The sequence below is a fragment of the Amycolatopsis panacis genome (assembly GCF_003600245.1).
In the GTDB taxonomy this organism is placed as follows: Bacteria; Actinomycetota; Actinomycetes; order Mycobacteriales; family Pseudonocardiaceae; genus Amycolatopsis; species Amycolatopsis sulphurea.
In genome coordinates, this window is the sequence record NZ_QZFV01000001.1 from 1 (window position 1) to 14,025 (window position 14,025).

The window sequence follows — 14,025 nt, forward strand, 5'->3', positions numbered from 1 at the left end:
CGGACTCTGAGTCTGTGAAGGGTCCCTTCACGGACCCGAAACCGGTCCGGCGCACGCCACGAGGTGGTCGCACACACCTCCGCATCGCCCGCTGCCGGGCCCCCGACCAACTTTGCCGGGGCCCTGGACTCTGCGTCCGTGAAGGTGCCCTTCACGGACCCTCCGCGGGGCGGGGCGGGGCGGCGGGGGTGCGGGGCGCCGGAGGCGGTCAGGCTGTCCGCTCGGGCTGTCCGGTGACCAGCCCGGTCAGCGCCCGCAGCGTCTCGTGGTCCACAGTGGACGGTTCGGCGGACAGCCAGCCGCCGATCTCGTGCAGGAACTGCACCGGGGTCAGCGGCGGCGCGGGTTCGCCGTCCGGGGCCGCGGTGCTCAGCTCGCCCTCTCGGCTGGGATAAAGGATCATCGCCCCGCGCAGCGCGATGCCGGGGAGCAGATCGCGGTACCGGTCAAGGCTTTCCGGCAACCGGCTGCCGCCGCCGCGGAACAGCCGGCCGTTGCGCAGCAGCCGCCCGTCCTCGGCGGTCTCGTAGTGCCCTGGGAGCCACTGCTTGGATTCGATCAGCACCAGCCGCCGTCCGCAGAGAACGGCGTGGTCCACGTCCGCGAACACCGAACCCGGCCACGCCAGCCCGTGGAAGATCCGCGCGCCGGGAAATCGGGTCAGGTAGCGTTCCAGCAGCTCTGCGGTGAGCCGTTCGGCCAGCTCGTCGGCCTCGGTGCCCGGACTGCCGAACACCGTGGTGCCGCCGAACTCCCCGGCGTACTCGTGCTGGGCGCGGCGGGCGCGGAGGAACCCGCGGGCCAGCCGCTGCACCAGCAGCGCGGTCCCCGCGGTCAGCGTCAGCCACACGATCAGCACCGGGGCGGTGAACTCGACGCCGGTCAGCAGCGGCAGCAGCACCAGGACCAGCCCGGCGACCGCGGCCACCACCGGCGTGTGGCCCGGGCTGCGCCGCCTGCCGTGCCGCATCCGCGAATCCTCGCCGGCGACCCCCCACCAGGCCAGGTCCTCGGGTGCCGTCTCCGGCGGCTCCGGCACGAAGCCCGGCTCCTCGCTGAACCGCCGCCGCGCGCGCACTGTGAGCGCCGCCGCGTCGTAGAGCGCACGGCGACCCGGATCCCCGAGCGTTTCGTAGGCTTCGCCCAGCAGCTGGAAAGTCGCGGCGCTGCCCCCGGCGTCCGGATGGCGCGCCTTCGCCAGCCGCCGGTACGCCGCCTTGATCTCCGGGGCCGACGCCGTCTTCCCCACGCCGAGCACCGCGTAGTAGTCGGGCACGTTCGCGTTCCACCTCCGCCGGGCTGCCGGGGCAACGATATGGGGTCGCCGAACCCGCGGACCACCCACCTCCGCCGCGCGCCGGAGTGAACTCTGGTAAGGCTTTCCGGCGCAACACCCGGGGGAATCGTTTTCAGGCTCCCGGAGTTGCGAGGAGGTTCGCCACCAGCGCCGTGGCGAGCCTGCCGGGCCGGAGGCGTGGTGCCGCCGACCATCCCCACGGTTGCGCCGGACCACACCGCGCTTCCGCTGTTCTTCCTGCCACGGCTGCATTATCCGCTCGCACCGCAGGGGGGCATACGGCGTTCGGCGGTGCCCGATCCCGTGCACCGATCGCCTCCGCGGCCGTTTCGGGTGTCCTTCGACGTGGCAGCCCGCGAAGATCACCGGCGCGGCGATTACCTCGCCACGTGGCGGAATCGGCCGGGAAGCCGCCGTCTCTGAAGGGGACCGGGACGGGAACGCGATCACCCAGACGATCGCCGGTGCCCGCACCGTGGCACGGCAGTCCGAGCGAGACCGGTCGGTGGCGTTCCGCACCCGCGTGACCAGGGCCTCCGCCGCTGGCAGGTGGTCAAGGAGGGTGCGGTAGGGTCGCGGCCATGGGGAGTCTCCGTTCGCGTGTCCTCGCCTGGGCCGGCCGCCGGTACCTTGCACGCCAGCAGAAGCGCGGCTTCAACCTCGAGAAGATGGCGCTGCTGCCGGACGCCGCGCTGATGCCGTTGCGCCGGGAAGGCCTGGACCCGGTGCCCGAGCTGGGCCGCCGCCGGGAAGAGGCGCCGATCAGCAAGCTGGACCTGCCCTTCGGCATGAACGCCTGGCTGGTCACCGGGTACGAGGAGGCCAAGGCCGTCCTCGGCAAGGTCACCGAGTTCAGCAACGACTTCACCAACCTGGTCGGCGCCGCCGGGGTCACCGAGGACCAGGATCCGGGCGGGCTCGGGTTCGCCGATCCGCCGGTGCACACCCGGCTGCGCAAGCTGCTCACGCCGGAGTTCACCATGCGGCGGCTGTCCCGGCTGACCCCGCGGATCGACGAGATCGTGGCCGAGCAGCTGGACGCGATGGCCGCCGCCGACGGGCCGGTGGACCTGTGGGAAGCGTTCGCGCTGCCCATCCCGTCGCTGACCATCTGCGAGCTGCTCGGAGTGTCCTATGCGGACCGTGCGGACTTCCAGCGGCTGAGCACCGCGCGGTTCGACTTGTTCAGCGGCGCGGGCGCGTCACTCGGCGCGATCTCCGAATCGCTGGCCTACCTGCGCGAGATCGTGAAGAAGCAGCGTGCCGAGCCCGGCGACGGCCTGCTCGGCATGCTGATCAAGGACCACGGCGACGAGATCTCCGACGAGGAGCTGGCCGGCCTCGCCGACGGCGTGCTGACCGGCGGCCTGGAGACCACCGCCAGCATGCTCGCGCTGGGCGCGCTGGTGGTCCTGCGCGACCCGGCCGCCTTCGAAGCCGTCCGCGGCGACGAGGAGTCGGTGCACAAGTTCGTGGAGGAGCTGCTGCGGTACCTGACCGTGGTGCAGATGGCCTTCCCGCGTTTCGCCAAGCAGGACATGGAGATCGCCGGCGCCCACATCGGCGAGGGCGACATCGTGCTGGTGTCCCTCTCGGTCGCCGACCGCGACCGCTCCCTGGGCTCGGGTGACCTGGACCGCTTCGACCCGGCCCGCGAGCCGACCTCGCACCTGGCCTTCGGCTACGGCATCCACCGCTGCATCGGCGCCGAGCTGGCCCGGATGGAGCTGCGCGCGGCCTACCCCGCCCTGGTCCGGCGTTTCCCGGACCTGCGCCTGGCGGTGGCCCCGCAGGACCTGGAGTTCCGGAAGGTCTCGATCGTGTACGGGCTCGATTCGCTGCCGGTCCTGGTCAGGTAAGGGCGTCCCGGCCTGACCTGACCGCGGATTCTTCCGCGCCGTGGTGTGCTGTACGCGCACTACCGACTCACAGGAGGCCGCCGCCATGCGGAAACTGACCTTCGGCATGAACCTGAGCCTGGACGGCTACATCGCCGCGCCCGGTGACGACATCGGCTGGAGCGTGCCCAGCGACGAGCTGTTCCAATGGTGGTCGGACCGGGTCGCGGAGACCGGCCTGGCGCTGTACGGGCGCAAACTGTGGGAGACGATGAATTCCCACTGGCCGACCGCCGCCCAGCAGCCCGGCGTCACCCCGGCGGAGATCGAGTTCGCCCGGCGCTGGCTGGACATGCCGAAGGCGGTGTTCTCCTCCACGATCGGCACGGTCGACGGGAACGCCCGCCTGGTCACCGGCGACGCGGTCGCCGAGATCACCCGTCTCAAGGCCGAGGACGGCGGCCCCCTCGACATCGGCGGTGCCACCCTCGCCGCGGCGGCGATGCGAGCCGGGCTGATTGACGAGTACATACTGGCCACCGCGCCGGTCCTGGTGGGCGGCGGCACCCCCTTCTTCACGGCCCTGGACAACTGGGTGAACCTGACCCTGGTCGAGACCCGGACGTTCCCCGACGGCGTGCTGCTGACCCGCTACGAGACCCGTCGCTGAGTTCCCGCCGGCAATGCTGTGAAGGCCACCTTCACGGACTCTGGGGCCAGGGTTCCGGCAAAGTCGGTGTAGAGGTCCGTGAAGGGACCCTTCACGGACTCTGAGTCTGTGAAGGGTCCCTTCACAGCCTTCATCGTCCGGCTAGGTCGGCGACGGTGGGGGCGAGGGTAGCGGCGGCCTCGGCACCGACCACGAAGTAGGAGAAGCCGCATTCCTCGCGTCGCCGCTGGATCTCCTCGGCAGCGGCGGAGGGATCGCTGGGCAGGAACGCCAGCGAGTCCGCGGCCCGGACGGCGGCAGGGTCGGTGTCGGGACCGGCCATGAACGGGGCGACCGAATCGCCGACCACCGGCACGTGCAGCGCCAGTTCCGCACCGCGAGGGTTCTCGAAGCGTTGTACCCGTTGCATTGTCGTGGCCCGCGTTTCGATCTGGGGCATCACGAAAGTCACCGTGTCGGCGAGTTCCGTGGCGAGCGCCTGCGCCTTCGGGCCGCCCACGACCATGACCACCGGGGTGTGCCGGTCCGGGCCGTCGAGGTGGCGCAGGGCGGCGACGATGTCACGCACCTGGCCCGGCCGCCGGCCCACCGGGGTGACCGGCAGACCCAGCTCACGGAGCTGCCCGGCGATCCCGGGCCGGCCGGTGCCGATGCCCATCTCGAACCGGCCCTCGGTGAGCACGGACAGCGAGTGCGCCTCCCAAGCGGTGATCCACGCGGGCCGCACCGGGGATGCGTATACCCAAGTCCCCACGCGCAGTCCGGTGACCGTGGCCGCCACGGCGAGCGCCGGACCCGGTGCCGGCTGCCACTGCGGCACATCGGGCATCAAGATCGTCGAGTAACCGCTGTCGGCCAGCCCACGGAGCTGATCACGCCACGCCGGCAGGCCATCGGTGATCGGCGCGACGACCCCGAACCGCAACGGCCTGACCTGGCGCGTCGAGTTACCCGTCATGGTGAAGCCCCTTCCCTTGCGGCCCGGCGTGGTGCCGGCCTCTCCTAGCTTCGTCGAACGAGCCACAGTGCATTCGACACGACACGGCAACAACTCGGCGCCCGGCTCAGGCTGAGCGTGGTGCCTCCTCGGCTTCCCAGCGCAGCAGGTCGCCCGGCTGACAGTCGAGCACCTCGCAGAGCGCGGCGAGCGTCGCGAACCGCACCGCCTTGGCGCGGCCGTTCTTCAGCACCGCCAGGTTGGCCGGCGTGATCCCGACGCGGTCCGCGAGTTCGCCCACGGACATCTTCCGCCGGGCCAGCATCACGTCGATGTCGACCGCGATCGGCATCAGATCACCTCGTCCAGTTCCGCGCGCATCCGCGCCGCATCGCCGTCGCGCGCGACCGCTTGGGCGAGCAGCATCCGCAGGACGAGCACGATGAGCGCGACCCCCAGGATGGCCACGCCGATCCCGCCCATGATCAGGGTGACGCCAGGGTCGTCCCGCTGACCCGGCGCGTTGACGGCCGTGACCGCGAACCACACCAGCGCAGCCGCCACGATCGCGCCGATCACGATGTCCACGTACCGGAAGGCTGCGGGGGAGAACACGGTTCCGCGCCGCACCATGGTCACCAGCCGCCATACGCAGACCAGGGTGACTTCGACCGTCACCAGGCCGAGGATCGTGATCAGGCGCAGCGGGGTCAGCGGAAGCGATCCGTCCTCCGGGTCGTTCCCGCTGATCAACGTCCACGCCATCAACGCCTGCACGAACACGGTGCCGGTGAGTATCAGCACCAGCACGACGCGTAGCGCCTGCACGGTCAGCTTGCCCATGATCCGCCCTCCATCGAGTTGCGATGGAAATCTATCGTAACTCGATAGATATGGGAAGGCATTTGCTCGGCGGACGTCACTCCGCGGGCTTCGGATGGGCCACCACGACGAGCCGGTGTGCGCGGGCGTCCGGGGCGGATTCGTCGTGGTAGCGCGAAACGAGGTCGGTCACCAGGGTGCTCAGCTCGTGGGTGAAGGCCGCTCGTTCGCGTGCCGAGCGGAAGGAGATCTCCGCGTCCACGGTCAGGGTCGACAGGGGTTTCCCGGCCCGCGCGGCCCGGCGGGCGAGCCCGGAGACCTCGCGCAGGATCCGTCCGGCGACGGCCAGCAGATAGCCGGAGGACAGCCGGTCCGTCTTCGCCGGGGACGCGGCCGCGGCGCCGAGGGCGGCGGGGGAGACGAGGTAGCCGGCCGCGGTCGCGGCGAAGAGCCGTTCGGTGAGCCCGCCCCACTGCCGCGTGCCGGCCGGCTCGACCAGGCCGTGCGATTCCAGGGCCCGCAGGTGATAGTGCACTTTCTGCCTGGTCAGGCCGACGCGGGCGGCGAGCGCGGCGGCGGAGGCCGGTTCGGTCAGCGCCGCGAGCAGCCGGGCCCGGACCGGATCCAGTGCGGTCGCCGCGGTGGCCGGGTCCTCGATCACTTCGACGTCACGCATGGTTCGAGCCAAGCAGTGACAAACAAAGTCGTCAAGGGGCGACGAGAGAACGGGCCGGTCTCACCGCAGTGGTGCTAGGTCCGGGCGGTGTCAGGTACCGGAGCCGACCTCGGCCGCGCCGCCCACTCGTCCAGGGAATCCCAGGCGGACAGTCGCCTGCGGCTGGTGAACCGGCGGTGCTCGCCGGTCAGCGGGTCGGTGAATTCGAGCACTTTGGCCAGCAGCTGCAACGGTTTCGTGAAGTCGTCCAGGGGCTTTTCCCGTAGCTGCGGGTAGAAATCGTCGCCGAGGATGGGGATTCCCAGCGCGCTCAGGTGTACGCGGAGCTGGTGTGTGCGTCCGGTGGCGGGCTGCAGCCGATACCGGCCGAGTCCGTCGCGGTGCTCCAGAAGCTCCACAGTGGACTCCGCGTTCGGCGGTCCGGCCACCTCTTGGGCAGCCAGCACGCCGCGCTCCTTGATGATCCGGCTGTGCACCGTGCGGGGCAGCGAAAGCCCCGGTTCGTACCGCGCGATCGCCTCGTATTCCTTGTGTACCAGGCGATCCCGGAACATCGTCTGGTACGCCCCGCGCGCGGACGGGGTGATCACGAACAGCACCAGCCCGGCGGTGACCCGGTCCAGCCGGTGCGCGGGGGACAGCGCGGGCAAGCCGAGATCGCGGCGCAACCGCACCAAAGCGGTCTCCAGCACGTGCCGTCCGCGCGGGATGGTGGCGAGGAAGTGCGGTTTGTCCACGACCAGCAGATGCTCGTCGCGGTGCAGCACGGTCACCTCGAACGGCACCGGCACCTCGTCCGGCAGATCGCGGTGGAACCAGATGAAGGTGCCCGGTTCGAACGGGGTGTCCACGCCCAGCGGCCCGTGTGCGCCGTGGATCCGCTCCTCGCGCAGCATCTGCTCGATCCGCTCCGGGGTGACCCGGGGCAGCCGATGCACGAGGTGGTCGAGCAGGCTGGTCCACGGGCCCTCGTCCGGTAGCCGCAGGCGCGCGGGTTCGAGGCCGTGCCGCGGCGGGATCGGGGGCGGGAGCTTGCGTCTCATCGGCTCCCGAGTCTAGTCACCGGGCTGCTGCCGGTAGGTCGCGATGTACCGGGCGGTCGCCTCGGCATCGGCTTCGGCGGCCTTCTCGCGGCGGATCCGCTTGCCGGTGCCGGGCGGGAAACCGTTGCGGGACAACCGATGGTCGATGCTCTCCTCCATGTACGCGCAGGAGTAGAAGTACGCCACGAGTGCGGCCATCAGCACGATCGCCAGCCGCAGCGGGAGCGGTGCCGGCAGCAGCAGCCAGGCCAGGCACAGCGGCGCGATGCCCACGCTGCTGCGCAGCACGTGCCGGGCCTTCCAGTGCTTCGACGTGGTGTCGTGCAGCAGCCAGTCGTGGTAACGCTCGGGCAGCCGTCCGCCTGCCGCGTACCGGAACCAGCGGAACACTCCGGGACGGTCCATCGGGTCTCCTCCACCTCTGCCGAGCCTGACGGCGAGCGTACCCTAATGATTAGTACACTAACTATTAGTGTGGCGAAGACCGCGGGCGGGGCGCGCTAGGGTGGGCGTCCCGGTGGCAGGAGGAGGACGGGTGGCCGAGATCGACCTGGGCGAGGATCCGCTGAAGCTCGACCGTCAGGTGTGCTTCGCGCTCTCGGTCGCTTCGCGCAGCGTGATCGCGATCTACCGGCCGCTGCTGGAGCCGTACGGGCTCACGCATCCGCAATACCTGGTGATGCTGGCGTTGTGGGAGAAGGCACCCCGCTCGGTGAAAGACCTGGGTGCGGCGTTGCGGCACGAGCCGGCCACGCTGTCGCCGCTGCTCAAGCGGCTGGAGGCGATCGGGTACGTGACCCGTGGCCGCAGCCGTGCCGATGAACGGCAGCTGACCGTGGACCTCACCGGCGAGGGGCGCGCGTTGCGGGCCGAGGCCGAGAAGATCCCGTACCGCGTGGTGGAAACGCTCGGGATGGAGGTCGCCGAGCTGGAGGCGCTGCACGCCGCGCTCGGCCGGGTCATCGAGGCGACCGCGGCGGGGTCGAACGGCTGAGACGACCGCCGTCAGTCCAGGAAGGTCAACGGCTGGGTCCGCTGGGGCATCAGGATCAGCGCGACCACACCGATCGCGGCCACGCACACGATCGCGAGGAAGACGTAGTGCGTGGCGACGCCCAGCGAGTCCCGCACATACCTCCCGGTCGCGGAGTCATCGGGGGTCCCGCCCAGTATGCGGCTGGTCGCGTCGACCCCGGAAGGCAGATGCCCGGCCACGTCCCGGGGCGCGTCCGCGAACCGCGACGCGAGGGTGGCGTTGGCGATCGCGCCGAACACCGCGGTGCCGACCGCGCTGCCGAGCGAACGGCTGAACATGTTGGTCGCCGTGACCACGCCTCGCCGTTCCCAGCCGACTGTGGACTGCACCGCGACGACGGTGGGGCTGGACATGAAGCCGAGCCCGATGCCGAGGACGAAGGCCGAGCCCGCCGCCTCCCACACCGGCGACGACGGGCCGAGCGAAGCGGTCAGCACCGCGCCGGCGACCGTGAAGCCACTGCCGATCAACGCCGTGTCGCGGAACCCGATCCGCAGGTAGATGCGCCCGGACACCGACGCCGCGATCGGCCAGCCGATGGTGAGCGCGGCGAGCGCGAACCCCGCGGTCAGCGCGTCGGTGCCGAGTACGCCCTCCGCGTAGGTGGGCAGGAACGAGCTGAGTCCCAGCAGTACCGCGCCCACCACGAGCGCCACCAGGTTGCCGCCGACGAGCGTCCGCCGGGTGAACACCCACAGCGGCAGCACCGGTTCCGCGGCACGCCGTTCCACCAAGACGAACGCGACCAGCAGCACGACCGCCAGCGTGAATGCGGCGACGCTCGGCACCGAGGCCCAGCTCCATGCCACGCCGCCTTCCAGCAGCGCCAGGATGAGCAGCGTGCAGCCGACGGTGAGCAACGCTGCGCCGCGATAGTCGACACGGTGGCGGGTGCGTTCGACGCGCTCGGCGAACTTGCGGTACAGCATCCATGCGGCGACCGCGCCGAGCGGCAGGTTGACGAAGAAGATCCAGCGCCAGCTGAGGTACTCGGAGAACACCCCGCCGAGAGCCGGGCCGATCACCGAGGCGACCGCCCACACCCCGGCGACGTAACCCTGCACCCGGGCGCGCTCTTCGACGGTGTAGAGATCACCGATCATCGTCATGCTCATCGGCTGCACGGCGCCCGCCCCGATGCCCTGCACGGCGCGGGCGGCGATCAGCACCGGCATGCTCCATGCCACGCCGCACAGCACCGAACCGAGCAGGAACACCGCGATGCCGAAGAACATCACCGGGCGGCGGCCCAGCACGTCGGCGAACTTCCCGTACAGCGGCACGGTCACCGCCTGCGTCAGCAGATAGACCGAGAACAGCCAGGGGAACTGCGAAAAACCGCCCAGATCGCGGACCACCGAGGGCACCGCCGTGGCGATGATCGTGCTGTCGAGCGCGACCAGCCCGGTGGACAGCATCACCGCGATCAGCACCGGGCCGCGCGTCGAGCGCAGGCCGACGGCGCTCTTGCGGCCGGCCGGACCGGCAGGGGTCGAGGTGATCTCCGGGGAACCCATGTCCGGCGACAACTCCGCCGCGGCGGCTGGCATTCCCCCCAGAGCCGCCCCGGGGCAGGATGATTGTGCGGTGCTCGCCCGCCATGATGGGGGCATGGACACGTGGGTGCGGCCGATCCGCCGCGGGTGGGTGGTGCGCGGCGAAGTGCCGGGCCCGGACGTCGACGAATTCGCCGAACCGGACGCGGTGACCGCGGCACTCGCCTCCCCGGCCGGAGCAGGGGACACCCTGCTGGCCGCGCAGCATCCGGCGCGCACCCCGGCCGCGCTGGCCTTGGGGCTGGACCCGGTGGCCGCGATGCCGCAGGCGCGCGCGATGCTCGCCCGGCTGCGCGCCGAGCATTACCGCTCACTGAACGGATTCGTGGCCGTGTACCGGATCGACGGGGGCACGGTGTCCGGGCTGCAATGCCTGGTCGACGTCCGCGGGCTCAACGCGGGCATCGCGCACGTGCGGCACACCGAAGAGGTCTACCCGGAGGTGGTCGCGGAACGGGCGGCCGTGCTCAGCGGGCTGGGCTGCGCGACCAGCGCCGCGTTGCTGGTCCCGGTGAACGACGGCGTCGCGCTCACAGAGGCGGTCGACGCTGCCGCCGTCGGCCGCCCCGACGTGTGCACCGTGGACCACGCCGGACGGGTGCACGAGGTGTGGGCGGTGCCCTCCGGACCCGTGCAGGAACACTTGCTGCAGGCGGCTTCCGCGGCGGACCTCCTGGTCGCGGACGGCAACCACCGGGTCGCCGCCGCGGAGGCCACCGGTTCGCTGCTGGCCCTGATCACCGCGGGGCCACGGCTGGAGATCGGGCCGATCCACCGGGTGCTCACCGGCACCGGGTTCACCGCCGACCAGCTGGCCAAGGCCTGGCAGGAAGCCGGGCTCACCGTCACGTCCTCGGCGGACCGCACGCCGCCGCGGGTCCCGGGTACCGCGGTCGTCCTGGCCGGGGAAACGGTCCTGCACGTGCGGCTCCCGAACGGCGACCCGCTGGTGATCGACCACGAAGTGGTGGAGCGGGTGCTGTTCGCCGAGGCGCTGGGGCTGCCCGTGGACGGACCGCACCTGCGTCCGCTGATGGCGGGGCGCCCGGTGCCCGAGGAGGCCGACGCCGTGGTGCAGCTGGCCCCGGTGCCGTTCGCGACGGTCCGCGCGGTGCACGCGGCCGGGCGGCGGATGCCGCGCAAGGCCACGTACTTCACCCCGAAACCCCGCGGTGGCCTGGTGCTGGCCGATCTGTGATCCCGGTGGCCCACCCGGCCGGAGGGAAAACGCTGCAGGTGAGCGCCCGTCCGGCTTAGGATCGCGGGTGTGCAGCTGCCTGTGATGCCGCCGGTGCGGCCGATGCTCGCCAAAGCCGTGCGCGAAGTGCCGCGTGCGGCCGGGCTGCGGTACGAGCCCAAGTGGGACGGGTTCCGCTGCGTGGTGTTCCGTGACGGCGACGAGGTCGAGCTGGGCTCCCGCAACGACCGGCCGCTCACCCGCTACTTCCCGGAGCTGACCGGGCTGCTGCGCGAGGCGTTGCCGACGCGGTGCGTGGTGGACGGGGAGATCGTGCTGGTCACTTCGCGCGGGCTGGACTTCGGGGCGTTGCAGCTGCGGCTGCACCCGGCGGCCAGCCGGGTGCGCAAGCTCGCCGCCGAGACGCCCGCCAGCTTCGTCGCCTTCGATCTGCTCGCCCTCGGCGACGACGACCTCACCGGGGAACCGTTCGCCCGGCGGCGGGAGCTGCTGGAGGGAATCCTCGGCAGCGCGCCCGAGGCCGGATTGCGGCGGGTGCACCTGACCCCGCTGACCACCGATCCGGACGTCGCCCACGACTGGTTCACCCGGTTCGAGGGCGCCGGATTCGACGGCGTGATGGCCAAACCCGCGGACCAGCCCTACGAACAGGACCGCCGGGTGATGTGGAAAGTCAAGCACGAGCGCACCGCGGACTGCGTCATCGCCGGATTCCGCTGGCACAAGGACGGCCAGGGCGTCGGCTCGCTGCTGCTCGGCCTGTACGACGACACCGGGACGCTGCACCACGTCGGCGTCGCCAGCAGCTTCACCAAGGCCCGGCGCGGCGAGCTGGTGGCGGAACTGGCGCCGTGGCGGGAGAACGCGCTGGACGGGCATCCGTGGCGCAGCTGGGCGGAATGGCAAGGCGCGGGGGAGAACACCTCGACGGAGGATGCCTCGGCGAACGCATCGACGGATGCGGCGCCGGGGAAAGGCACCTCGACGGAGCGGGATACCGCGGCGGCAGGGGAAGGCGCCTCGGCGGAGAGCGACACCGCCGCGACGGAAGACACGTCGTCAGAGGGAACTGCCGCCGCCATGGACGGCACCTCGGCGGAGCGGGACGGAACCGCGGGACGGGACACCTCGGCGGACCGGGCGGAAACCGTGCGGCGACCCGGCGCGAGCAGCCGGTGGGCGCCGGGCAAGGACCTCAGCTGGGAGCCGCTGCGTCCGGAGCGGGTGGCCGAAGTGCGGTACGAGCACCTGCAGGGCGGCCGGTTCCGGCACGGCGGGCGGCTGGTCCGGTTCCGGCCCGACCGGGATCCGGAGTCCTGCACCTACGCCCAGCTGGCCGAAGCGCCGCCCGCCGAGCTGGCGGACCTGTTCGGGGAGGCGAAATGACCGGGGTGGCACTGGAACTCGACGGGGTCGAGCTGACCATCTCCAGCCCGGACAAGGTCTACTTCCCCGAGCGTGGGGAGACGAAGCTGGACCTGGTCCGCTACTACCAGGCCGTGGCCGGTCCGCTGCTCGCCCGGCTCGGCGGCCGTCCGTTGCTGCTGGAGCGTTATCCGGACGGGGCGGGCGGGAAATCGTGGTTCCAGAAGCGCGTGCCGAAAACGGCGCCGTCCTGGCTGAGGACGACCGTGGTGTCCACGCCGAACGGCACGACCAGTGACGCGCTGGTCGCGGTCGACCTCGCGCACGTGCTGTGGGCTGTCAACCAGGGCTGCCTCGGTTTCCACGTCTGGCCGAACCGCGCGGACTCCCCGGACATCGCCGACGAGCTGCGGATCGACCTCGACCCGTCGCCCGGCATCGGGTTCGCCGAACTGCGCGAGGCGGCGGTGCTGGTCCGTGAATTCCTTATCAGGCTTGGCATCGAGGCACAGGTGAAGACGTCCGGCTCCCGCGGTCTGCATCTGTACGCCATCCTCGAACCGCGGTGGGACGGCTACCAGGTCCGGGCCGCGGCCGTCGCGCTCGCCCGTGCGCTGGAGCGGCGGCATCCGGACCTGATCACCGCGCAGTGGTGGAAAGAGGAACGCGGCAGCCGGGTGTTCGTCGACTTCAACCAGAACGCGCCGCACAAGACCGTGTTCGGTGCCTGGTGCGTGCGTCCCCGCGCGGGCGGCCAGGTGTCCACCCCGATCGGCTGGGACGAGCTCGCGACCGTCGACCCGGACACGCTGACGCTGGCCACCGTCCCGGCGCGGCTCGCCGAGCGCGGCGACCCGTGGGCCGGGGCGAACGACCGTCCACAGTCGATCGAACCGCTGCTGGAGATGTCGGCCGCGGATCTGGCGAATGGCCTGATGGACGCGCCGTGGCCGCCGGTGTACCCGAAGATGCCGAACGAGCCGCCGCGGGTCGCGCCGAGCCGGGCGAAGAAGGAACCCAAGCCGTAGACGGGTTTCCGCGCCCCTGCTGCAGGTCGCATCAGCCCAGCGGCAGGTCGAACGCCAGCTGCTCCAGCCCGCCGGACGGAGCGGGCGCGCCGGACAGCGTGGCCGCGCACGCCGGGCACGGGCTGAGGTGGCCGGTGCCCGGCGCCGTCAGGTCGATCGGGGTCCAGCTGCGCGAATCCCGCGCGCCGCACGCGGACCGGCGGTAGCGCAGGTCGTCGGAGCGGGTCATCAGATGGGCGACCGGGTGCTCCTCGGGCAGCGCGCCGACGAGGTACCACCGGGCCGTGCTCGCCTCCACCATGGAACTCCTCCTCCGGGGAGACCGGTTCGAGTTCTGCGCGCACCCCCATCGTGCGCCGGTGACCGCCCTCCACGCCGCGTTTCCCCTCCCTCGGCGCGTCGACCCCCCCGGATCCAAGGCTGTGAAGGGCACCTTCACAGCCCCAGGGTCCAGGGTGTCGGCAAAGTAGGTGTGGAGGTCCGTGAAGGGACCCTTCACGGACTCAGAGTCCGTGAAGGGTCCCTTCACGGACCCGAAACCGGTCCGGCGCACGCCACG

The 14,025-nt window shown here is 71.5% G+C and carries 15 protein-coding genes; 6 read left to right on the plus strand and 9 right to left on the minus strand.

Going from position 1 to position 14,025, the window contains the following annotated elements; genetic code table 11:
- Nucleotides 1-208 precede the first annotated feature (208 nt).
- On the minus strand, nucleotides 209-1,276 hold the full coding sequence (locus D5S19_RS00005; RefSeq protein ID WP_120021265.1) for a J domain-containing protein: 1,068 nt from the start codon (nucleotides 1,274-1,276) through the stop codon (nucleotides 209-211).
- Nucleotides 1,277-1,878: 602 nt separating this feature from the next.
- Between D5S19_RS00005 and D5S19_RS00015 the strand changes: the two genes are divergently transcribed.
- Nucleotides 1,879-3,156 carry a cytochrome P450 gene (locus D5S19_RS00015; RefSeq protein WP_199730226.1) on the plus strand — a complete coding sequence of 426 codons (1,278 nt, stop codon included), beginning with the start codon at nucleotides 1,879-1,881 and terminating at the stop codon, nucleotides 3,154-3,156.
- Nucleotides 3,157-3,241: 85 nt separating this feature from the next.
- Nucleotides 3,242-3,805 (plus strand): dihydrofolate reductase family protein, encoded by a 564-nt coding sequence (locus D5S19_RS00020; protein WP_120021267.1) that lies wholly within the window; start codon nucleotides 3,242-3,244, stop codon nucleotides 3,803-3,805.
- A 130-nt stretch (nucleotides 3,806-3,935) separates the two neighbouring features.
- On the opposite strand, the gene D5S19_RS00025 is transcribed toward D5S19_RS00020, so the two are convergent.
- The 6 genes from D5S19_RS00025 to D5S19_RS00050 all read right to left on the minus strand — a co-directional run bounded on the left by D5S19_RS00025 (nucleotide 3,936) and on the right by D5S19_RS00050 (nucleotide 7,688).
- Nucleotides 3,936-4,763: an LLM class flavin-dependent oxidoreductase gene (locus tag D5S19_RS00025; protein WP_120021268.1), complete on the minus strand. Its 828-nt coding sequence runs from the start codon at nucleotides 4,761-4,763 to the stop codon at nucleotides 3,936-3,938.
- A 106-nt stretch (nucleotides 4,764-4,869) separates the two neighbouring features.
- On the minus strand, nucleotides 4,870-5,094 hold the full coding sequence (locus D5S19_RS00030) for a helix-turn-helix domain-containing protein (RefSeq protein WP_120021269.1): 225 nt from the start codon (nucleotides 5,092-5,094) through the stop codon (nucleotides 4,870-4,872).
- Nucleotides 5,094-5,585 (minus strand): DUF2975 domain-containing protein, encoded by a 492-nt coding sequence (locus D5S19_RS00035; RefSeq protein WP_120021270.1) that lies wholly within the window; start codon nucleotides 5,583-5,585, stop codon nucleotides 5,094-5,096. Before D5S19_RS00035 ends, D5S19_RS00030 begins: the two co-directional genes overlap by 1 nt.
- A gap of 76 nt (nucleotides 5,586-5,661) precedes the next feature.
- Entirely contained in the window at nucleotides 5,662-6,240 is a 579-nt protein-coding gene (locus D5S19_RS00040) for an ArsR/SmtB family transcription factor (protein ID WP_120021271.1), read from the minus strand.
- A 74-nt stretch (nucleotides 6,241-6,314) separates the two neighbouring features.
- Complete coding sequence (locus D5S19_RS00045; protein ID WP_120021272.1) at nucleotides 6,315-7,283, minus strand: RluA family pseudouridine synthase; 969 nt, start codon at nucleotides 7,281-7,283, stop codon at nucleotides 6,315-6,317.
- Between the two features lie 12 nt (nucleotides 7,284-7,295).
- Nucleotides 7,296-7,688, minus strand: a complete 393-nt coding sequence (locus D5S19_RS00050) for a DUF5313 family protein (protein ID WP_120021273.1) — start codon at nucleotides 7,686-7,688, stop codon at nucleotides 7,296-7,298.
- Between the two features lie 130 nt (nucleotides 7,689-7,818).
- On the opposite strand from D5S19_RS00050, the gene D5S19_RS00055 reads away from it, so the two are divergent.
- A complete protein-coding gene (locus D5S19_RS00055; RefSeq protein ID WP_120021274.1) occupies nucleotides 7,819-8,277 on the plus strand; it encodes a MarR family winged helix-turn-helix transcriptional regulator in 459 nt (152 codons plus the stop codon).
- Between the two features lie 11 nt (nucleotides 8,278-8,288).
- On the opposite strand, the gene D5S19_RS00060 is transcribed toward D5S19_RS00055, so the two are convergent.
- Nucleotides 8,289-9,869: an MDR family MFS transporter gene (locus D5S19_RS00060; protein ID WP_233573621.1), complete on the minus strand. Its 1,581-nt coding sequence runs from the start codon at nucleotides 9,867-9,869 to the stop codon at nucleotides 8,289-8,291.
- Nucleotides 9,870-9,930: 61 nt separating this feature from the next.
- On the opposite strand from D5S19_RS00060, the gene D5S19_RS00065 reads away from it, so the two are divergent.
- The 3 genes from D5S19_RS00065 (at nucleotide 9,931) to ligD (ending at nucleotide 13,466) form a co-directional block, all read left to right on the plus strand.
- Nucleotides 9,931-11,073 (plus strand): DUF1015 family protein, encoded by a 1,143-nt coding sequence (locus D5S19_RS00065; protein WP_120021276.1) that lies wholly within the window; start codon nucleotides 9,931-9,933, stop codon nucleotides 11,071-11,073.
- A 69-nt stretch (nucleotides 11,074-11,142) separates the two neighbouring features.
- Nucleotides 11,143-12,459 carry an ATP-dependent DNA ligase gene (locus D5S19_RS32655; protein ID WP_233573622.1) on the plus strand — a complete coding sequence of 439 codons (1,317 nt, stop codon included), beginning with the start codon at nucleotides 11,143-11,145 and terminating at the stop codon, nucleotides 12,457-12,459.
- Complete coding sequence (gene ligD, locus D5S19_RS00080; RefSeq protein ID WP_120021277.1) at nucleotides 12,456-13,466, plus strand: non-homologous end-joining DNA ligase; 1,011 nt, start codon at nucleotides 12,456-12,458, stop codon at nucleotides 13,464-13,466. Before D5S19_RS32655 ends, ligD begins: the two co-directional genes overlap by 4 nt.
- 31 nt (nucleotides 13,467-13,497) lie before the next feature.
- On the opposite strand, the gene D5S19_RS00085 is transcribed toward ligD, so the two are convergent.
- Complete coding sequence (locus D5S19_RS00085) at nucleotides 13,498-13,767, minus strand: hypothetical protein (RefSeq protein ID WP_120021278.1); 270 nt, start codon at nucleotides 13,765-13,767, stop codon at nucleotides 13,498-13,500.
- Nucleotides 13,768-14,025 lie beyond the last annotated feature (258 nt).

Excerpts from the sequence above, each read along its gene's own strand:
- D5S19_RS00065 (WP_120021276.1), top strand. The coding sequence starts at position 9,931 with ATGGACACGTGGGTGCGGCCGATCCGCCGCGGGTGGGTGGTGCGCGGC.
- D5S19_RS00015 (WP_199730226.1), top strand. The coding sequence starts at position 1,879 with ATGGGGAGTCTCCGTTCGCGTGTCCTCGCCTGGGCCGGCCGCCGGTAC.
- D5S19_RS00050 (WP_120021273.1), bottom strand. The coding sequence starts at position 7,688 with ATGGACCGTCCCGGAGTGTTCCGCTGGTTCCGGTACGCGGCAGGCGGA.
- D5S19_RS00030 (WP_120021269.1), bottom strand. The coding sequence starts at position 5,094 with ATGCCGATCGCGGTCGACATCGACGTGATGCTGGCCCGGCGGAAGATG.
- D5S19_RS00040 (WP_120021271.1), bottom strand. The coding sequence starts at position 6,240 with ATGCGTGACGTCGAAGTGATCGAGGACCCGGCCACCGCGGCGACCGCA.
- D5S19_RS00060 (WP_233573621.1), bottom strand. The coding sequence starts at position 9,869 with ATGCCAGCCGCCGCGGCGGAGTTGTCGCCGGACATGGGTTCCCCGGAG.
- D5S19_RS00020 (WP_120021267.1), top strand. The coding sequence starts at position 3,242 with ATGCGGAAACTGACCTTCGGCATGAACCTGAGCCTGGACGGCTACATC.
- D5S19_RS00045 (WP_120021272.1), bottom strand. The coding sequence starts at position 7,283 with ATGAGACGCAAGCTCCCGCCCCCGATCCCGCCGCGGCACGGCCTCGAA.
- D5S19_RS00085 (WP_120021278.1), bottom strand. The coding sequence starts at position 13,767 with ATGGTGGAGGCGAGCACGGCCCGGTGGTACCTCGTCGGCGCGCTGCCC.
- D5S19_RS00035 (WP_120021270.1), bottom strand. The coding sequence starts at position 5,585 with ATGGGCAAGCTGACCGTGCAGGCGCTACGCGTCGTGCTGGTGCTGATA.
- D5S19_RS00025 (WP_120021268.1), bottom strand. The coding sequence starts at position 4,763 with ATGACGGGTAACTCGACGCGCCAGGTCAGGCCGTTGCGGTTCGGGGTC.
- ligD (WP_120021277.1), top strand. The coding sequence starts at position 12,456 with ATGACCGGGGTGGCACTGGAACTCGACGGGGTCGAGCTGACCATCTCC.